Source organism: Amycolatopsis sp. H20-H5 (genome assembly GCF_035828755.1).
Classification (GTDB): Bacteria; Actinomycetota; Actinomycetes; order Mycobacteriales; family Pseudonocardiaceae; genus Amycolatopsis.
In genome coordinates this window covers 1-14,423 of record NZ_JAYMZS010000172.1, presented here as the reverse complement: position 1 = coordinate 14,423, position 14,423 = coordinate 1, and the positions used below count along the sequence as shown (strand labels likewise).

The window sequence follows — 14,423 nt, the reverse complement described above, 5'->3', positions numbered from 1 at the left end:
GGCCTAGCGTGTCGGGTCGGTGCCGTTCGGCTGGCGCGGCCCCGGACCAGGCGACCACCAGCCGGGCACGGTCTTCGTCCCGTGCACCACCGTCGGCTCGACGCCGTCGGTGTAGGGCTCGACCTGCAGCAGCTGCCCCCACGACTGGCTGGGCTGGCCGATCAGGTAACTCGGCACCTCGGGCATGTCAGCCAGCTCCTCGAGCCAGCCGATCGGGCCGCCGGTCGCGCTGGAGGCCCATTTGGCCTCGTCCGCGATGGCGCCCGCGGTGATGCGGTAGTCCGGGACCTGCGCGATCCCGTCGTGGGAGGTCGCCGGTTGCACACACGGATAGACGAACGAGGCAGGCCAGTCGATGTACACGGGCTTGGAGCCGATCATCTCCGTCAGGGTGGTGAACGTCGGCACCCGCGGGGCGGAAGCGGCGATCCAGCCGTCCTCGGTGAGGTCGTTGTCGACGGCGTTGACCCGCACCGCGGTCGTCTCCGGGGGCAGGTCCCGCAGGTTGATCCGGGTGTCGTTCCAGCCGCCGGTGCCCGCGCCGGGAGGCAGCATGAACTGGCTGCGCAGCACCTTCACCCCGTCCGGCGTCTTCATGCCGTAGTCGAGGCTCACCGAGGTCGGCTTGCGCCGCGCCCCGGCCGTCGCGATGACGATCTGCCCGCCCGCGGGCTTCTCCGGCAGCGCGAACCAGTCGCTGCGAAGCCGTCCGGCGCGCGTTTCGGGGTCGTGGTAGCTGCTCCACATCGGCACCTTGCCCGTGGTGAACCCGTGTGGCGGTTCGGCGAGCGGGTCCTTGTCGTCCATCGGGCGGACGTGAAAGCCGGTCTGGACGCGGCCGTTGTCCTTCTCGGGGTCCGGCAGCGGTGACTGTTCGGCCGGCGGCTTTTTGGTCTCGGCGACCGTCCGCTGCTCGTCCTGCGGCTTCAGGATGCTGGTGATCGCGTCGCGCTCCACCATCACGTGGTCGGAGAGGTTGCAGCTCTTGCCGAACAGGTGCCCGATGTTGGCCGCGCCGAGGCTGTAGCTGCCGCTCTGGTTGTGGATGGCCACCGCCATGGTGAGGAACTCGCCGCCCGCGACGAGACCACAGACCACCACCAGCGAGAGCGAACCCAGCCGCAGCGAGCGGCCGCGTCCCTCCTGCGGGCCTGCCTGCAGACCCGGCCGGTGCGCGCGCACGTTTTCGACGAACGCGTAGATCCCGGAGATCGCGGCCGCGACGAGCAGGATCGTGGACAGCGCGATCCCGCCGAACGACGGGGCCTCCTTGGACCACTGCACGCCGAGCTGGGAAACGAACCAGTACGAGTTGGGCCCGGTCGCGGCCAGCGCGGCGACCACCAGCAGCCCGGCCAGGAACGCGGCCCGGTTCCGGCGTGATCTCAGCACCGTCGAACTGGTGGCGAGCGCGGTGAGCGCGGCCATCGAAGCGCCGACGGCGGCGAACGCGCCGAAGTGGTGTGTCCACTTCGTCGGCGTCAGAGCCAGAAGCAGGAAGAACAACGCTGTCGTGCCGATCAGCCTGCGGCTGGGGCCGAGCGCCGCGCCCGGGATCCGGCCGCGGCGCAGCAGCACCACCAGGCAGGTGCCGGTGCACAGCAACACCAGCAGCACCGGGAACCGCCGGGGCGCCGAGCCGTCCGGCAGGTCCGCGAACAGCAGCTGATAGCGCGACAGCTCCTCGAACCAGGACAGGTTCGGGCCGACCTGCGTCCGGATGCGGGTGGCCTCCTGCACGGTCGCGAAGGTCTGGTCGGCGAACACCACGATCAGCACCAGCAGCCCGGCCGCGAGCACCGGCGCCAGCACCGGCAGCCAGCCGTGTTTCTCGGCGCGCTGGCGGACCAGCTTGAACAGTGGTCTCGCGGCGACCAGGAACGGTGCGACGGCGATCAGCCCGGTCGGCGTCGCGGCCAGGGTGAACGCCGCGGCCGTCAGGCCGAGACACAGTGGCAGCAGACGCCGTGTGACCAGCGCCCGCTCGACCGCGCAGATCGCCAGCAGGGAGCCGACGGCGGCGACCGGCTCGGGCCGCACACCGTTGTTGTAGGGCATCCACCAGACCAGGAACACCGCCGCGGCGGCCCAGCCGGCCGCGCGGCTGAGCCGGACCTGGGTGCCGAGCCGTGGCATCACCTCGCGGCTGATCAGCAGCCAGCTGAGCGCGCCCAGCAGGAACGACGGCAGCCGGATCCACGGCGGCACGGTGCTGACGTGCGCCATCAGTTCGTACACGTGGTAGAACCAGCCGAACGGCGCTTCCGCGACGCCGAACCAGCGGTGGTAGTTCGCCAGGAACCCGGTGTCCTCGGTGGCTCTCGCCATGGTCAGGATGTAGCCGTCGTCCGAGGTGACCGGCCCGATGAACACCCACGCGCCGAGCGCGATGAACACCGTCGCGTCGCGGGCGGTCAGCCGCCACCAGCCGACCGGCGCCCAGCGCGGCGCGCGTCGCGCGAAACCGGAGTCCAGCCGCGTCACCGCGATGAGACAGCCGATCAGCGACAGGACGGCGAGGATGCCGACGCCGATCTTCCAGCCCGTCGGCGAGGTCTGGTAGCGGGTGTCCGTCACCACCGAGACGTGCAGACCGGCGACGGGGTCCTTGGCCGAGCTGACCGAGGAGTAGATGCCGACCATGCGGGGCCGGACGTCGCTCTCGGTGTGGAAGATCGGCCTGCCGGCGGCGGTCAGCGTCATCTGCTTGGCGTCGGAGGTGAGCACCACCGAGCAGCCGGTCTCCGGCAGCGGCTGGTTCGCGATCTGCTGGCCCTGACTCGACGCGAGCAGCACGCCGTTGTCGATCCGCAGCTGCAGGCCGGCGCCGTTGTCCGCGTGGGTGTCGGTGCGGCCGTCCGGAACCGTGGCGTAGAGCAGGGCGGGCCCGGTGGTGCGGGCGTCGACCGAGCGGATGGTTTCGCAGGGCAGGTCCACGCGCATGTCCTGCGCCCAGTACCCAGTCAAGGGCGCGCTGACGGCGCGGGTGTCGGTGCCGTTCGGCCACACGATCTCCGCGGTGTCCTGCACGACGGGCAGGAACGGGAAAGCCAACGCGCACAAGGCGGAGAGCAACCCCAGCGTGACGGCGATCAGACGCATCGGCGCAACGCTAATGGGTCGTGTCCACGCGGTTTACGCAGGGCCTGGCTGTCCCGGGGTGAACCGGTCGTGGTGTATTGCCCCGTCGAGGGCGCGACGTTCCCGCCACCCGTGCCGTTCGAGGTCCGGTACGGCCGCCAGTTCGGTGACCGGGCCGAGGCACAGCCAAGCGACCGGCCGGATGCCGTCCGGGATGCCGAGGAGCTCGGCCAGGAACGGCTCCCGGTAGAAGCTGACCCAGCCGACGCCGAGATTCTCCGCGGTCGCCGCGAGCCACAGGTTCTGGATCGTCAGCACGACGGAATACAGCCCCGCGTCCGCGATGGCGTGCCTGCCGAGAACGTCCGGCGCCCCGCGGGCGGGGTCGTAAGTGACCACGACACCCAGACTGGCCTCGAGGATGCCCTCGATCTTGATGCGCGCGAAGGTGTCCGCGCGATCGCCGTCGAGCGAGGCGGCGAAAATCTCGCGCTCGGTGTGCACGTGCTTCGCGAAGGTCTCGCGGAGACCGAGGTCGCTCACCAGGACGAAGTCCCAGGGCTGGGTCAGGCCGACGCTGGGTGCGGCGTGCGCAGCGCCCAGGATCCGGCGCAGGGCCGCCGGGTCGACGGGTGCTCCGGAGAACTCGCCCCGCACGTCCCGCCGCCGGTGCAGGACTTCGTAGAACTCGCTCATCGGTTCAGGATCCATGCGAGCGCGTCCTCCACTCGGTCGACGGTTTCGGTGACAGGGCGTCGCGGCCGCCGGACGATCACGACCGGCAGGCCGAGTTGACGAGCCGCCGTGAGCTTCGCGGCGGTCATCTCGCCGCCGCTGTCCTTGGTGACCAGTACGTCGATCCTGTTGTCCCGCAGCAGCGCGACCTCGGACGCGACCTCGTAGGGCCCGCGGTCCAGCAGCACCTCGTACCGCCGGGGGAGCGGTGGGTCGGGCGGATCCACACAGCGGATGAGAAACCACAGCTCGTCGAGCCCGGCGAAGGCGGCCAGCCCCTGCCTGCCGCTGGTGAGAAAGATCCGCTCGCCCAGCCCCGGCAGCGCGGCCGCGGCCTGATCGAGGGTGTCCTGCCAATGCCAGTCGTCGCCGGGACCTGCTGTCCAGCCCGGGCGTGCGAGCCGGAGCAGTGGCACCCCGGTCCGCGCGGCGGCTTCGACGGCCGAGGCGCCGATGCGTTCGGCGAACGGATGGGTCGCGTCGACCACGGCAGCGGTGCGGTGTTCCCTGATCCAGGCGGCCAGCCCGTCCGGGCCGCCGAAGCCTCCGACGCGCACCTCGCCCGCGGGCAAGCGCGGCCTGGCGACCCGGCCTGCCAACGAGGAGACCACGGGTATCCCGTGGCCGACCAGTTCCGCCGCGAGTTCCCGGGCTTCGCCGGTGCCCCCGAGCACGAGCACGGGAAGTCCCTGAAGGCCACCTTCAGGGACTTGAGCACCGTCGAGGTGGTCTCCGGGGACAGAGGGATTCACCGGCCGTAGCCCACGGCTTCACGCCAGCGGTCCAGGGTGCGCATGTTGGCCAGCGTCTCCGCCCAGGTCAGCTCGGGGGCCTGCCGGTCGGCTATGTGAGTGGCCACGTGGTCGGCCTCGCGCGCGAAGAGACCCTGGGTGGCTTCGACCTCGATCACTTCCGGTTCGCCGCCCTCCGGGGTGAGCACGATGTGCGAGGTCCCCGGTTTGCGCAGCGCGTGCACCCACGCGGGCCGGGGGACGGACAACTGCCCGCCGGTGCCGTAGATCCGGATGTGGTCGTCCTGCGTCAGCCGGAACCCGCAGGACAGCTGCGCGATGATGTCGCCCGGCAGCCGCAGCAGGCCCATCGCGTACTCGTCGACCCCGGTCGCCGGATCGAGCCGGGCCAGCCCGGTCACCTCTTCGGGCTCGACAACGTCCTGGCCGGTCGCGCATTGCGAGACCAGCCGGGCCAGCGAAGTACAGTAGCAGCCGACGTCGAGGATCCCGCCGCCGCCGAGCGCCGGGTCGGCCAGCCGGGCGACCTCGGCGTCACCGGACGCGTAGCTGAAGGTGACGTCGACCGCGCGGATCTCGCCGATCGCGCCGCACGAGACCAGTTCCGCGAGCCGCCGGGTCTGCGGGTGCAGCCGATACATGAACGCTTCCATCAGGAAGACGTCGTTGCGCTTGGCCGCGTCGATGACCTTCTCGGCTTCGCCGGCGGTCACAGTCAGCGGTTTCTCGCAGAGCACGTGCTTGCCCGCTTCGGCGGCGCGGATCGCCCACTCGGCGTGCATCGGGTGCGGGGTCGACACGTACACCGCGTCGACCCCGGGGTCGGCGAGGAGATCCTCGTACGAGCCGTAGCAGCGGGGAATGTCGAAGCGTGCGGCGAACTCCGCCGCGCGGCCGGCCGAGCGCGCGGCCACCGCCGCGAGCGTGCCGTGCTTGCTTTCTTCGACGCCCGCGGCGAACTCCGCGGCGATGGTTCCGGCGGCCAGCAGGCCCCAGCGCAGGTTCACAAGGACTCCGGTTGGCTTGTGCGGTCACGGGTGCTCGAATACAGGAAACTGTCCGGAAAACGGTCGGCGGTCAGCACGCGGCCGACGAAGATCGTCGCCGCGCGGGTCATCCCCGCGGTTCGGGCTTGCCCGGCGATGTCGGCCAGCGTGCCGCGGACGACCAGTTCGCCCGGCTGGCTGGCCAGGGCGACGACGGCTGCCGGGCAGTCTTCGCCGTAGTGCGGCAGCAGTTCCTCGACGACCTGCTCGATCCGGTTGATCGCCAGATGCAGGGCCAGCGTCGCGGCGGTGCGGGCGAAGCCGGCCAGCGTCTCGCCCTCGGGCATCGCGGTCGAGCGTGCCTGCGCACGAGTGATGACCAGGCTCTGTCCCACCTCGGGCACGGTCAGCTCACGGTTGAGCACGGCCGCCGCGGCGGCGAAAGCGGGCACGCCCGGCGTCATCTTGTAGGGCACTCCGGCTTCGTCGAGCCTGCGCATCTGCTCGGCGACAGCGCTGTAGAGGGACGGATCACCGGAACAGAGCCGGGCCACGTCGTGGCCCTGCCGGTGCGCGGTGATCATCCGCCCGACGATCTGCTCGAGGTTCAGGTTGGCGGTGTCGACGCACTCCGCACCCTCCGGGCAGTACGCAAGCAGGTCCGTCGGCGTCATGCTGCCGGGATACAGACACAGCCCACACCGCGTGAGCAGGTCACGCCCGCGGACGGTGATCAGATCGGCGGCGCCCGGTCCGGCGCCGATGAAGTGCACGGTCATGGCTTGCTCCACTGGGTGACGGTCCTGGCCGGGGTCCAGCCGGTGAAGCCGCCGAGCGGCGCGGCCTGCTCGACGGAGATCCTCGTCAACTCGCCGCCGTTTTTTTGGCACGCGTGTGCTAAAACGAGCTCCGCTTCCAGCGTGACGCCGTGCGCGACGACTCGCGCGCCGGTGGCCAGGCAGGTTTCCAGCACCCCGGGCACGGTCACGCCGCCGCCGACGAACACCGCGTCGGGCGTGGCGAGGCCGGTGAGCGCCTCAGGGGCGCCACCCAGGACGACCCGCAGTTCAGGGACCCCCAGTGTCTCGGCGTTGCGCTCGATCCGCGCCGCTCGTGCCTCGTCACGTTCGATCGCCACCGCGCGGTTGAGCGGGTGCGCGCGCGACCATTCGATCCCGACACTGCCCGCCCCGGCCCCGACGTCCCAAAGCAGCTCGCCCGGGATGGGCGCCAGCCGGGCGAGCGCCGAAGCCCGTAAGTCACGCTTGGTCAGCTGGCCGTCGTGCTCGAACGCGTCGTCCGGCAGCCCACCGAGCAGCGACAACCCCGGTCCGGCACAGTCGATGGCCAGCACGGTCAGCGCGCCGGCACCAGGTGTCCACCCGTCGACGATCCGCTCGTCCGGGCCGCCGAGCTCGCTCAGCGCGGTGAGCTTGCTGTTCCCGTAGCCGCGGGATTTGAGCAGCTTGCCGAGCTCGGCCGGGTCCGAGCCGAGTACCAGCACCTTCCGGCCGGGAGCCAGCGCGCGGGTCACCCGGTGCACCGCCCGGCCGACGACGGTGACGACTTCGGTCTCCTCGGCCGCCCAGCCCAGCCGCGCGCGGGCCAGTGCCACCGAGGACACCGCGGGCAGTACCCGGATCTCGTGACCACGCTCGATCAGCGTGGTGCCGATACCGGAGAGCAGCGGGTCGCCGCTGGCGAGCACACAGATCGCGCGCCCGGCGTGTTCGGCCAGAAGCCCGTCCAGGGCTGGCAGCAGAGGGCTTGGCCACGCGACCTTCTCGGCGGTGCCGGGAACGTAGTCAAGTTGCCGTCGCGCGCCGAAGACGATGTCGGCGGCGAGCACGGCGGCCCGCGCGGGTTCGCTCAGCCCCGGCCAGCCGTCGGCTCCGATCCCCACCACCACGGTGAGGGGTGATTTTTCGCGCACGATCGCTGACCGTAGACGACCGGATTCCTGTGCGATGATCGGCCGCAGGTCGCCCGGAGCCGTCTAGGACAGGAGCACTGTTGAAGCCGTACCCGTTCACAGCCGTTGTCGGGATGCAGGATCTGCGCCTGGCGCTGGTGCTCTCCTCGATTTCGCCCGCCGTCGGCGGCGTGCTGGTCCGGGGGGAGAAAGGCACCGCGAAGTCGACGATGGTGCGTGCGCTGGCCGGCCTGCTGCCCGAGGTCGACGTGGCCGACGGCTGCCGGTTCTCCTGCGACCCGGCGAACCAGGACCCGGCTTGCCCGGACGGCCCGCACTCGGTGGACGCGGCGCACCGCCGTCCCGCCCGGCTCGTCGAGCTGCCGGTCGGCGCCGCCGAGGACCGCGTCGTCGGTTCGCTGAATCTTGAGCGGGCACTGGGCGAGGGCGTCACCGACTACCAGCCGGGGCTGCTGGCGGCCGCGCACCGGGGACTGCTCTACGTGGACGAGGTCAACCTCCTGCACGACCACTTGGTGGACACCCTGCTCGACGCGGCCGCGATGGGCCGCGCGACCGTGGAACGCGAGGGTGTGTCCATTTCGCACGCCGCGCGGTTCGTGCTGATCGGGACCATGAACCCCGAAGAGGGCGAGCTGCGCCCGCAGCTGCTCGACCGGTTCGGGCTGACCGTCGAGGTCGCCTCCAGTCGTGAACCCGAGCAGCGCGTCCAGGTCGTGCGCAGGCGTCTCGCCTACGAGGCGGATCCCGAGGCCTTCGCCGCGGAGTACGCCGCCGAAGACGCTGAGCTGGCCGTGGAGATCCAGGCGGCGCAGCGGCTTCTGCCGTCCGTCACCCTTTCCGACGAGGCCCTGCTCCAGATCGCCGAGATCTGCGCGTCGTTCGAGGTCGACGGTATGCGTGCGGACATCGTCACGGCCCGCGCGGCCGTCGCGCACGCCGCGTGGTCCGGCCGCGACGAGGTGACCACCGACGACATCCGTGTCGCCGCCCGCCTCGCGCTGCCGCACCGGCGCCGCCGTAACCCGTTCGACGCCCCGGGAATCTCCGAGGAGCAGCTGGAGCAGGCGTTGAAGGACGCCCAGCCCGAGGACCCCGGCCCGGAAGGCCCGGACGACAACGGGCCGGGCTCCGGTTCGGAACCGCCGTCCGCGGACGGTCAGCCCGGCGGCAGCAAGGGCGAGGAAAACCGTCACAGCGACGAGAGCAGTCCCCAGAATGCCCAGAACGGCTCCGGGAACCAGACCGTCGGGGCCGGAAAGCCTTATCGGGCAAGACTGTTCACGGTCAAGGGCACCGGCGAAGGAGCGCATGGACGGCGTTCACGGGCGATCACCGACACCGGGCGCACCATCGGTGTCCAGCCGTCCAGCGTGCGGGAAGGCGGGCCCCACCTGGTCGCGACCCTGCGCGCGGCGGCCCCTCACCAGCGGGCTCGCGGCCGTTCGGGCGCGGGGCTCGAGTTCCGGCCCCAAGATCTCCGTTTCGGGCTCCGCGAAGGCCGCGAAGGCAATCTCATCCTGTTCTGTGTGGACGCCTCCGGGTCGATGGGCGCCCGCGCGCGTATGCGCGAGGTCAAGTCCGCCGTGCTCTCGCTGCTGCTCGACGCCTACCAGCGACGCGACAAGGTCGGCCTGATCACCTTCCGAGGTGCCGGTGCCGAGCTGGCGCTGCCCCCGACCATCAGCGTCGACGCCGCCGCGTCGCGCCTGGAATCCCTGCCGACCGGGGGCCGGACCCCGCTTGCGGAAGGGCTGCTCGAGGCCTCGCGAGTCCTGAAGATCGAGGCGATCCGGGACCCACGCCGCCGCCCACTGCTCGTTGTCGTCACCGACGGCCGAGCGACCAGCGGTGCCGACGCGGTCGCCCACTCGCACGCCGCCGCCGGTCTGCTGGCCGACGCCGGGATCGCGGGAGTCGTCATGGATTGCGAGAGCGGCAAGATGCGGCTCGGCCTCGCGGCGGAGCTCGCCGTCCGGCTCGGCGCCGAGCACGTCCCGCTTGGCGAGGTCGCAGCGGAAACCCTGGCCGGCGCAGTCCGTTCCCGGACGTCCGGCAGGGCCGCCTGATGCCGCAGGGGAAACCGGCCGTCGTCCCGAAGGACGGCCTCACCACTAGGCAGCGCCGCAACCGTCCTCTGCTCGCCGTGCACACCGGCGACATGAAGGGCAAGTCCACCGCCGCGTTCGGGATGGCATTGCGCGCGTGGAACCAGGGCTGGTCGATCGGCGTGTTCCAGTTCGTGAAGTCGGCGAAGTGGAAGGTCGGCGAGGAAGCCGCCTTCCGCGCACTCGGCAAGCTGCACGACGAAACCGGCGAAGGTGGGCCGGTCGAGTGGCACAAGATGGGCGAGGGCTGGAGCTGGACGCGCAAGGCCGGCAGCGCCGAGGACCACGCGGCCAACGCCCAGGAAGGCTGGGCCGAGATCAAGCGACGGCTCGCCGCCGAAACCCACGACTTCTACGTCCTCGACGAGTTCAGCTACCTGGTGAAATGGGGCTGGCTCGAGGTCGGCGACGTCGTCGAGACACTGGCTTCACGCCCGGGACACCAGCACGTCGTGATCACCGGCCGCTACGCGCCGCCCGAGCTGATCGAGGTCGCGGACCTGGTCGCCGAAATGACGAAGGTCAAACACCCCATGGACGCGGGGCAAAAAGGCCAGCGGGGCATCGAGTGGTGACGTCGTGGTAGCTCGTGTCGTCATCGCGGCACCCGGCTCCGGGCACGGCAAGACCACCGTCGCCGCCGGTGTGATGGCCGCGCTGCGGGCCCGGGGGCACGTCGTGTCCGGCCACAAGGTCGGGCCGGATTTCATCGACCCGAGCTATCACGCCCTCGCCACCGGCCGTCCCGCGCGCAACCTCGATCCGTTCCTCCAGGGTGAGGAACGGATCGTTCCCCTGCTGCTGCACGGTTCCGCCGGCGCGGACATCGCCGTCATCGAAGGCGTGATGGGTCTGTTCGACGGTGCCCTAGGCACCGAGGGGTACGCCTCGACGGCCCACGTCGCCCGTCTCCTGGACGCCCCGGTGGTCCTGGTGGTGGATGCCAGCGCGGCCAGCCGCAGCGTGGCCGCGGTCGTGCTCGGTTTCGCGAACTACGACCCGCGTGTCCGGTTGGCCGGCGTGATCCTCAACAAACTGGGCTCGCAACGGCACGAGGACGAAATCGTGACCGCGCTGGAGGCCACCGGCGTCCCGCTGCTGGGCGCGCTGCGCCGCAACGAGGACATCCACGCGCCGAGCCGCCACCTGGGACTCGTCCCGGCCGCGGAACGAGCGGCGGATTCCGAGCGGATGCTGCCGCGCCTGGCCGAGTGGATCTCCGGCGGGGTCGACCTCGACGCGGTCGTCCGGGTCGCACTCAGGGCGTCGAAACTGTCCGGTGCACCTTGGGATCCGGCCACCGAGGTGTCGTTCGAGGGCGGACCGCGGGCGATCGTCGCGGCGGCCGCAGGGCCCGCTTTCACCTTCCGCTACACGGAGGACGTCGAACTCCTGGCCGCTGCCGGCGTCGACGTGGTGGACGTCGACCCCCTGCGGGAACAGCGCCTGCCCGCAGGGGCCGCCGGTCTGTACTTCGGCGGCGGGTTCCCCGAGGTGCACGCCGCGGAGCTGTCCGCCAACCAGTCGCTGCGAGCCGAGGTCGCCGGAGCGATCGAGCGGGGCATGCCGGTGAGCGCCGAGTGCGCGGGACTGTTGTACCTCTGTCGTGAGCTGGACGGGCTCCCGATGGTCGGTGCGCTCGACGCGGTCGCTTCGATGACCAAACGCGGGAAACTCGGCTATCGCACCGCCGTCTCGATCGAGGACAACGTGCTCGCGCGAGCAGGGCAGCGGGTCACCGGGCACGAATTCCACCGCACGGAAGTCGCTCCGCGCCGAGGGGAAACCGCGGCTTGGGGCTGGGACCGCGAGCCCGAAGGCTTCGCCTCGCCGACGCTGCACGCGTCCTATCTGCACGTCCACTGGGCGGGCTATCCGGAGCTGGCGAGCCGGTTCGCGGCCGCTGTGCACGCGTATTCGCCGGTCTCCTCGGCGACCGCCGATGCCTGACCACGACCTGCATCACCATGGCGACCGCGAGGTCGGCGCCGGACTGGTCGACCTCGCGGTCAACGTCCGGCTGCCGGTCCCCCCGGACTGGCTCCGACACGAGTTGGCCGGTGCACTCGACGATCTCGCCGCGTACCCCGACGTGACAGCCGCGACGCGCGCGGTGGCTCACAGGCACGGCCGAGCCGTCGAAGAGGTGCTGATCACCGCGGGCGCGGCCGAGGCTTTCACCCTTTTGGCGACTGCGTTGCGGCCGCGCAACGCCGTCGTCGTGCATCCGCAGTTCACGGAGCCGGAGGCCGCTCTGCGAGCCGGCGGGCACGAGGTCCAGCGGGTGCTGCTGACGCCGGAGGAGGGGTTCGTGCTCCGGCCCGAACGGGTTCCTGAAGCGGCTGACCTCGTGTTCGTCGGAAATCCGACCAACCCGACGTCCGTGCTGCACCCGGCGTCGACGCTGCGCGAGTTGGTGCGCCCGGGACGCCTCCTGGTCGTGGACGAGGCGTTCCTCGACGCCGTGCCAGGTGAGGTGGAGTCGCTCGCGGCGCTCCCCGTTCCAGGACTGGTCGTGGTGCGGAGCTTGACCAAGACCTGGGGGATCGCAGGCCTGCGCGCCGGATATGTGCTCGCCGAGCCGCCGATGATCAAGCGGCTCCGCGCTGTCCAGCCGCCGTGGTCGGTCTCCACTCTGGCGGCCGTGGCGGTCGTCGTGTGCAGCAGGCCGATCGCGCTCGAGGAGGCCGAAAAGCTCGCTGTCGCGGCTGAACATGACCGCGAATACCTGGTTTCCGGGCTTGGGGCACTGGGTGTCGAAGTGATGGGCGAACCGAGGGCCCCATTCGTGCTCATCCGTATGCCGGGTGCTGATCAGGTACGGCTGCGGTTACGAGACGCGGGCTACGCCGTCCGCCGGGGCGACACGTTCCCTGGCCTCGACGCCGACTACCTGCGAGTCGCGGTTCGTGATCGCGACGTCGTCGACGCCTTCCTCGCCGCGCTGTCCAGCGTTCGCTGAGAGAATTCCGGCGCGCCAGATTGCCCGTGGGTACGGCTACGGCGCCAGCGTGACCAAGGCCGTCGCGACTGCTACCTCGACGCACCCACCCAGGACATCTCCCGTGATGCCACCGAGCCGTCGTACGCAGCGGATCAGCAGAACCCCGGCCACGCCGTACGCGAGAACGACGGCCAGGGCGCCGCGCCACCACGGCAGACCGGGCGACAGGGCGGCCAAACCGGCCGCGAGGACGAACACCGCCACCGCCGTGACGGCCGGAACCGACCCGGCGACCGTCGCGCCCAAACCGTCCGGCCTTGCCGAGGGCACGCCTCGTGCGCAGCACAACGACAGCACGCACCGTCCGGCAACGACAGCCACGACCACGGCCGCGATCCCATGCCCGGCGGCGGTGGCCCCCGCCAGCGCGCCGCACTGCACAAGCAGCACGAACAGCAGAGTCGCTACGCCGGTTGGCCCGGAGTCACCCCGGCGCATGACGTCCAGGGCTTTCACCCGGTCGTAGGAAGCTCCGAGACCGTCAGCGGTGTCGGCGAGCCCATCGAGGTGCAGACCACGACTGCCGAGCGCGACCGCACCGAGCGCCAGCCCGGCTGACGCCAACTCGGGCAGACCCACTGCCTGGCCACCGGCGATGACCAGCCCGGCGACGACCGCGAGCGGAAGCGCGGCAAGGGGGCCCAAGGTCATCGCCGCACCGGCCACCCGGCGGTTGATCACGGTCGGCGCGGGCACCCGCACCGTGGTCAGGGTCCCGACCGCGAGTCGCGCGGAATCCGACAAAGTGCCCATCTCAGAGTCGCCTTGGGGCAGCGTCGGGTGCTGCCACCCGGCCAGGAACGCCGGCGCCCGCCGCGGCAACGGCACGACAACCAGGGCCGCTCAAGCCAGGTCCGCCAGCAGGCCCATGTCGGCGAGAATCGCTCGCGCGGCTCGAAGCGTGGGGACCGCCTGGACCGCTCCGCTGCCTTCGCCGAGCCTCAGCCCCAGGTCCAGGATCGGCTCCAGACCGAGCGCCTTGAGGGCGTGGGCCTGGGAAGGCTCGGTCGAACGATGCCCGGCCAGCCACCACCGTTCGGCGCCCGGCGCCAGCTCCCTCGCCACCAGCCCCGCCGCGCCGGAAAACACGCCGTCCAGCAACACGGGCACCCCGCGCACGGCGGCCTGGACCAGGAACCCGGCGGTCGCGGCCGCACACGCGCTGCCCAGCGCGGTCAGCAGCTCGAACGGCTCGCCGGGGGAACCGGCCCGCGCCAGTGCCGCCGAAACCAGCGCCACTTTTCTGGCCCGTCCTCCGTCGTCGATACCGGTACCGGTGCCGACGACCTCCTCCGCGGGCAGGCCGAGCAACGCTGCTACCAGCGCCGCGCACACCGTCGTGTTACCGATCCCCATGTCGCCGGGAATCAGCAGGTCCGCGCCGCCGTCGATCTCCTCGTCGGCGATCGCCCGGCCGGCGTCGAACGCCCGGGACGCTTCGCCGGGCTCCAGGGCGTTTTCGACGTCGATCGCGCCCGAACCGCGCCGGATCTTGTGTGCCTGGACTTCGGGCGGCACCCCGGCGCCGTCCCAGTCGACCGCGATGTCCACCACCCGCACCCGCGCGCCGACCAGGCCGGCGAGGACGTTGACCCCGCTCTTCCCGGCGAGGAACACCCGCACCATCGCGGCGGTCACTTCACGCGGGTAGGCGGACATCCCGGAGACCCCGTGGTCACCGGCGAACACCACCACTCGCACGTCGTCCAACGGCCGTGGCGGGACGCTGCCGTGTGCCGCGCTCAGCCAGGCCGCGAGATCCTCGAGCCTGCCGAGCGCGCCTACCGGCTTGACCAGCCCGTCCAGGCGTACGCGGGCGTCCGC

12 protein-coding genes are annotated in these 14,423 nt (G+C 71.4%); 4 read left to right on the top strand and 8 right to left on the bottom strand.

Going from position 1 to position 14,423, the window contains the following annotated elements:
• Window positions 1–3: 3 nt before the first annotated feature.
• The 6 genes from QMK34_RS44055 to cbiE all read right to left on the bottom strand — a co-directional run bounded on the left by QMK34_RS44055 (window position 4) and on the right by cbiE (window position 7,487).
• A complete protein-coding gene (locus QMK34_RS44055) occupies window positions 4–3,102 on the bottom strand; it encodes an arabinosyltransferase domain-containing protein (protein ID WP_326420794.1) in 3,099 nt (1,032 codons plus the stop codon).
• A 33-nt stretch (window positions 3,103–3,135) separates the two neighbouring features.
• Window positions 3,136–3,777, bottom strand: a complete 642-nt coding sequence (gene bluB / locus QMK34_RS44050; protein WP_326420793.1) for a 5,6-dimethylbenzimidazole synthase — start codon at window positions 3,775–3,777, stop codon at window positions 3,136–3,138.
• Window positions 3,774–4,496 (bottom strand): cobalt-precorrin-6A reductase, encoded by a 723-nt coding sequence (locus QMK34_RS44045; RefSeq protein WP_326420792.1) that lies wholly within the window; start codon window positions 4,494–4,496, stop codon window positions 3,774–3,776. The genes bluB and QMK34_RS44045 overlap by 4 nt, the downstream gene beginning before the upstream one ends.
• Before the next feature lie 68 nt (window positions 4,497–4,564).
• Window positions 4,565–5,575, bottom strand: coding sequence for a Gfo/Idh/MocA family protein (locus QMK34_RS44040; protein ID WP_326420791.1), 1,011 nt, complete (start codon window positions 5,573–5,575; stop codon window positions 4,565–4,567).
• Window positions 5,572–6,333, bottom strand: coding sequence for a precorrin-4 C(11)-methyltransferase (gene cobM, locus QMK34_RS44035; RefSeq protein ID WP_326420790.1), 762 nt, complete (start codon window positions 6,331–6,333; stop codon window positions 5,572–5,574). The genes QMK34_RS44040 and cobM overlap by 4 nt, the downstream gene beginning before the upstream one ends.
• The gene (gene cbiE, locus QMK34_RS44030) at window positions 6,330–7,487 is read right to left on the bottom strand and encodes a precorrin-6y C5,15-methyltransferase (decarboxylating) subunit CbiE (RefSeq protein ID WP_326420789.1); all 1,158 of its coding nucleotides are present in this window, start codon (window positions 7,485–7,487) and stop codon (window positions 6,330–6,332) included. The genes cobM and cbiE overlap by 4 nt, the downstream gene beginning before the upstream one ends.
• A gap of 80 nt (window positions 7,488–7,567) precedes the next feature.
• Here cbiE and QMK34_RS44025 point away from each other — a divergent pair, with 80 nt between their 5' ends.
• Genes QMK34_RS44025 through cobC form a run of 4 tightly spaced genes read left to right on the top strand, consistent with a single transcriptional unit; the run spans window position 7,568 to window position 12,557 of the window.
• Window positions 7,568–9,556, top strand: a complete 1,989-nt coding sequence (locus QMK34_RS44025; protein WP_326420788.1) for a putative cobaltochelatase — start codon at window positions 7,568–7,570, stop codon at window positions 9,554–9,556.
• Window positions 9,556–10,170 (top strand): cob(I)yrinic acid a,c-diamide adenosyltransferase, encoded by a 615-nt coding sequence (gene cobO, locus QMK34_RS44020; RefSeq protein WP_326420787.1) that lies wholly within the window; start codon window positions 9,556–9,558, stop codon window positions 10,168–10,170. The genes QMK34_RS44025 and cobO overlap by 1 nt, the downstream gene beginning before the upstream one ends.
• A 4-nt stretch (window positions 10,171–10,174) precedes the next feature.
• Complete coding sequence (locus tag QMK34_RS44015; protein WP_326420786.1) at window positions 10,175–11,545, top strand: cobyrinate a,c-diamide synthase; 1,371 nt, start codon at window positions 10,175–10,177, stop codon at window positions 11,543–11,545.
• A complete protein-coding gene (cobC, locus tag QMK34_RS44010; protein WP_326420785.1) occupies window positions 11,538–12,557 on the top strand; it encodes an Rv2231c family pyridoxal phosphate-dependent protein CobC in 1,020 nt (339 codons plus the stop codon). The genes QMK34_RS44015 and cobC overlap by 8 nt, the downstream gene beginning before the upstream one ends.
• Window positions 12,558–12,593: 36 nt before the next feature.
• Here cobC and QMK34_RS44005 read toward each other — a convergent pair whose 3' ends face one another.
• Window positions 12,594–13,352: an adenosylcobinamide-GDP ribazoletransferase gene (locus QMK34_RS44005; RefSeq protein WP_326420795.1), complete on the bottom strand. Its 759-nt coding sequence runs from the start codon at window positions 13,350–13,352 to the stop codon at window positions 12,594–12,596.
• Between the two features lie 90 nt (window positions 13,353–13,442).
• Window positions 13,443–14,423 (bottom strand): nicotinate-nucleotide--dimethylbenzimidazole phosphoribosyltransferase (gene cobT, locus QMK34_RS44000; protein ID WP_326420784.1); only part of this gene is annotated, 981 nt, incomplete at its 5' end.

Bases quoted from the DNA above. Each gene is read 5' to 3' on its own strand.
- cobC (WP_326420785.1), top strand. From the start codon at position 11,538: ATGCCTGACCACGACCTGCATCACCATGGCGACCGCGAGGTCGGCGCC.
- cobM (WP_326420790.1), bottom strand. From the start codon at position 6,333: ATGACCGTGCACTTCATCGGCGCCGGACCGGGCGCCGCCGATCTGATC.
- bluB (WP_326420793.1), bottom strand. From the start codon at position 3,777: ATGAGCGAGTTCTACGAAGTCCTGCACCGGCGGCGGGACGTGCGGGGC.
- cobO (WP_326420787.1), top strand. From the start codon at position 9,556: ATGCCGCAGGGGAAACCGGCCGTCGTCCCGAAGGACGGCCTCACCACT.
- QMK34_RS44005 (WP_326420795.1), bottom strand. From the start codon at position 13,352: ATGGGCACTTTGTCGGATTCCGCGCGACTCGCGGTCGGGACCCTGACC.
- QMK34_RS44055 (WP_326420794.1), bottom strand. From the start codon at position 3,102: ATGCGTCTGATCGCCGTCACGCTGGGGTTGCTCTCCGCCTTGTGCGCG.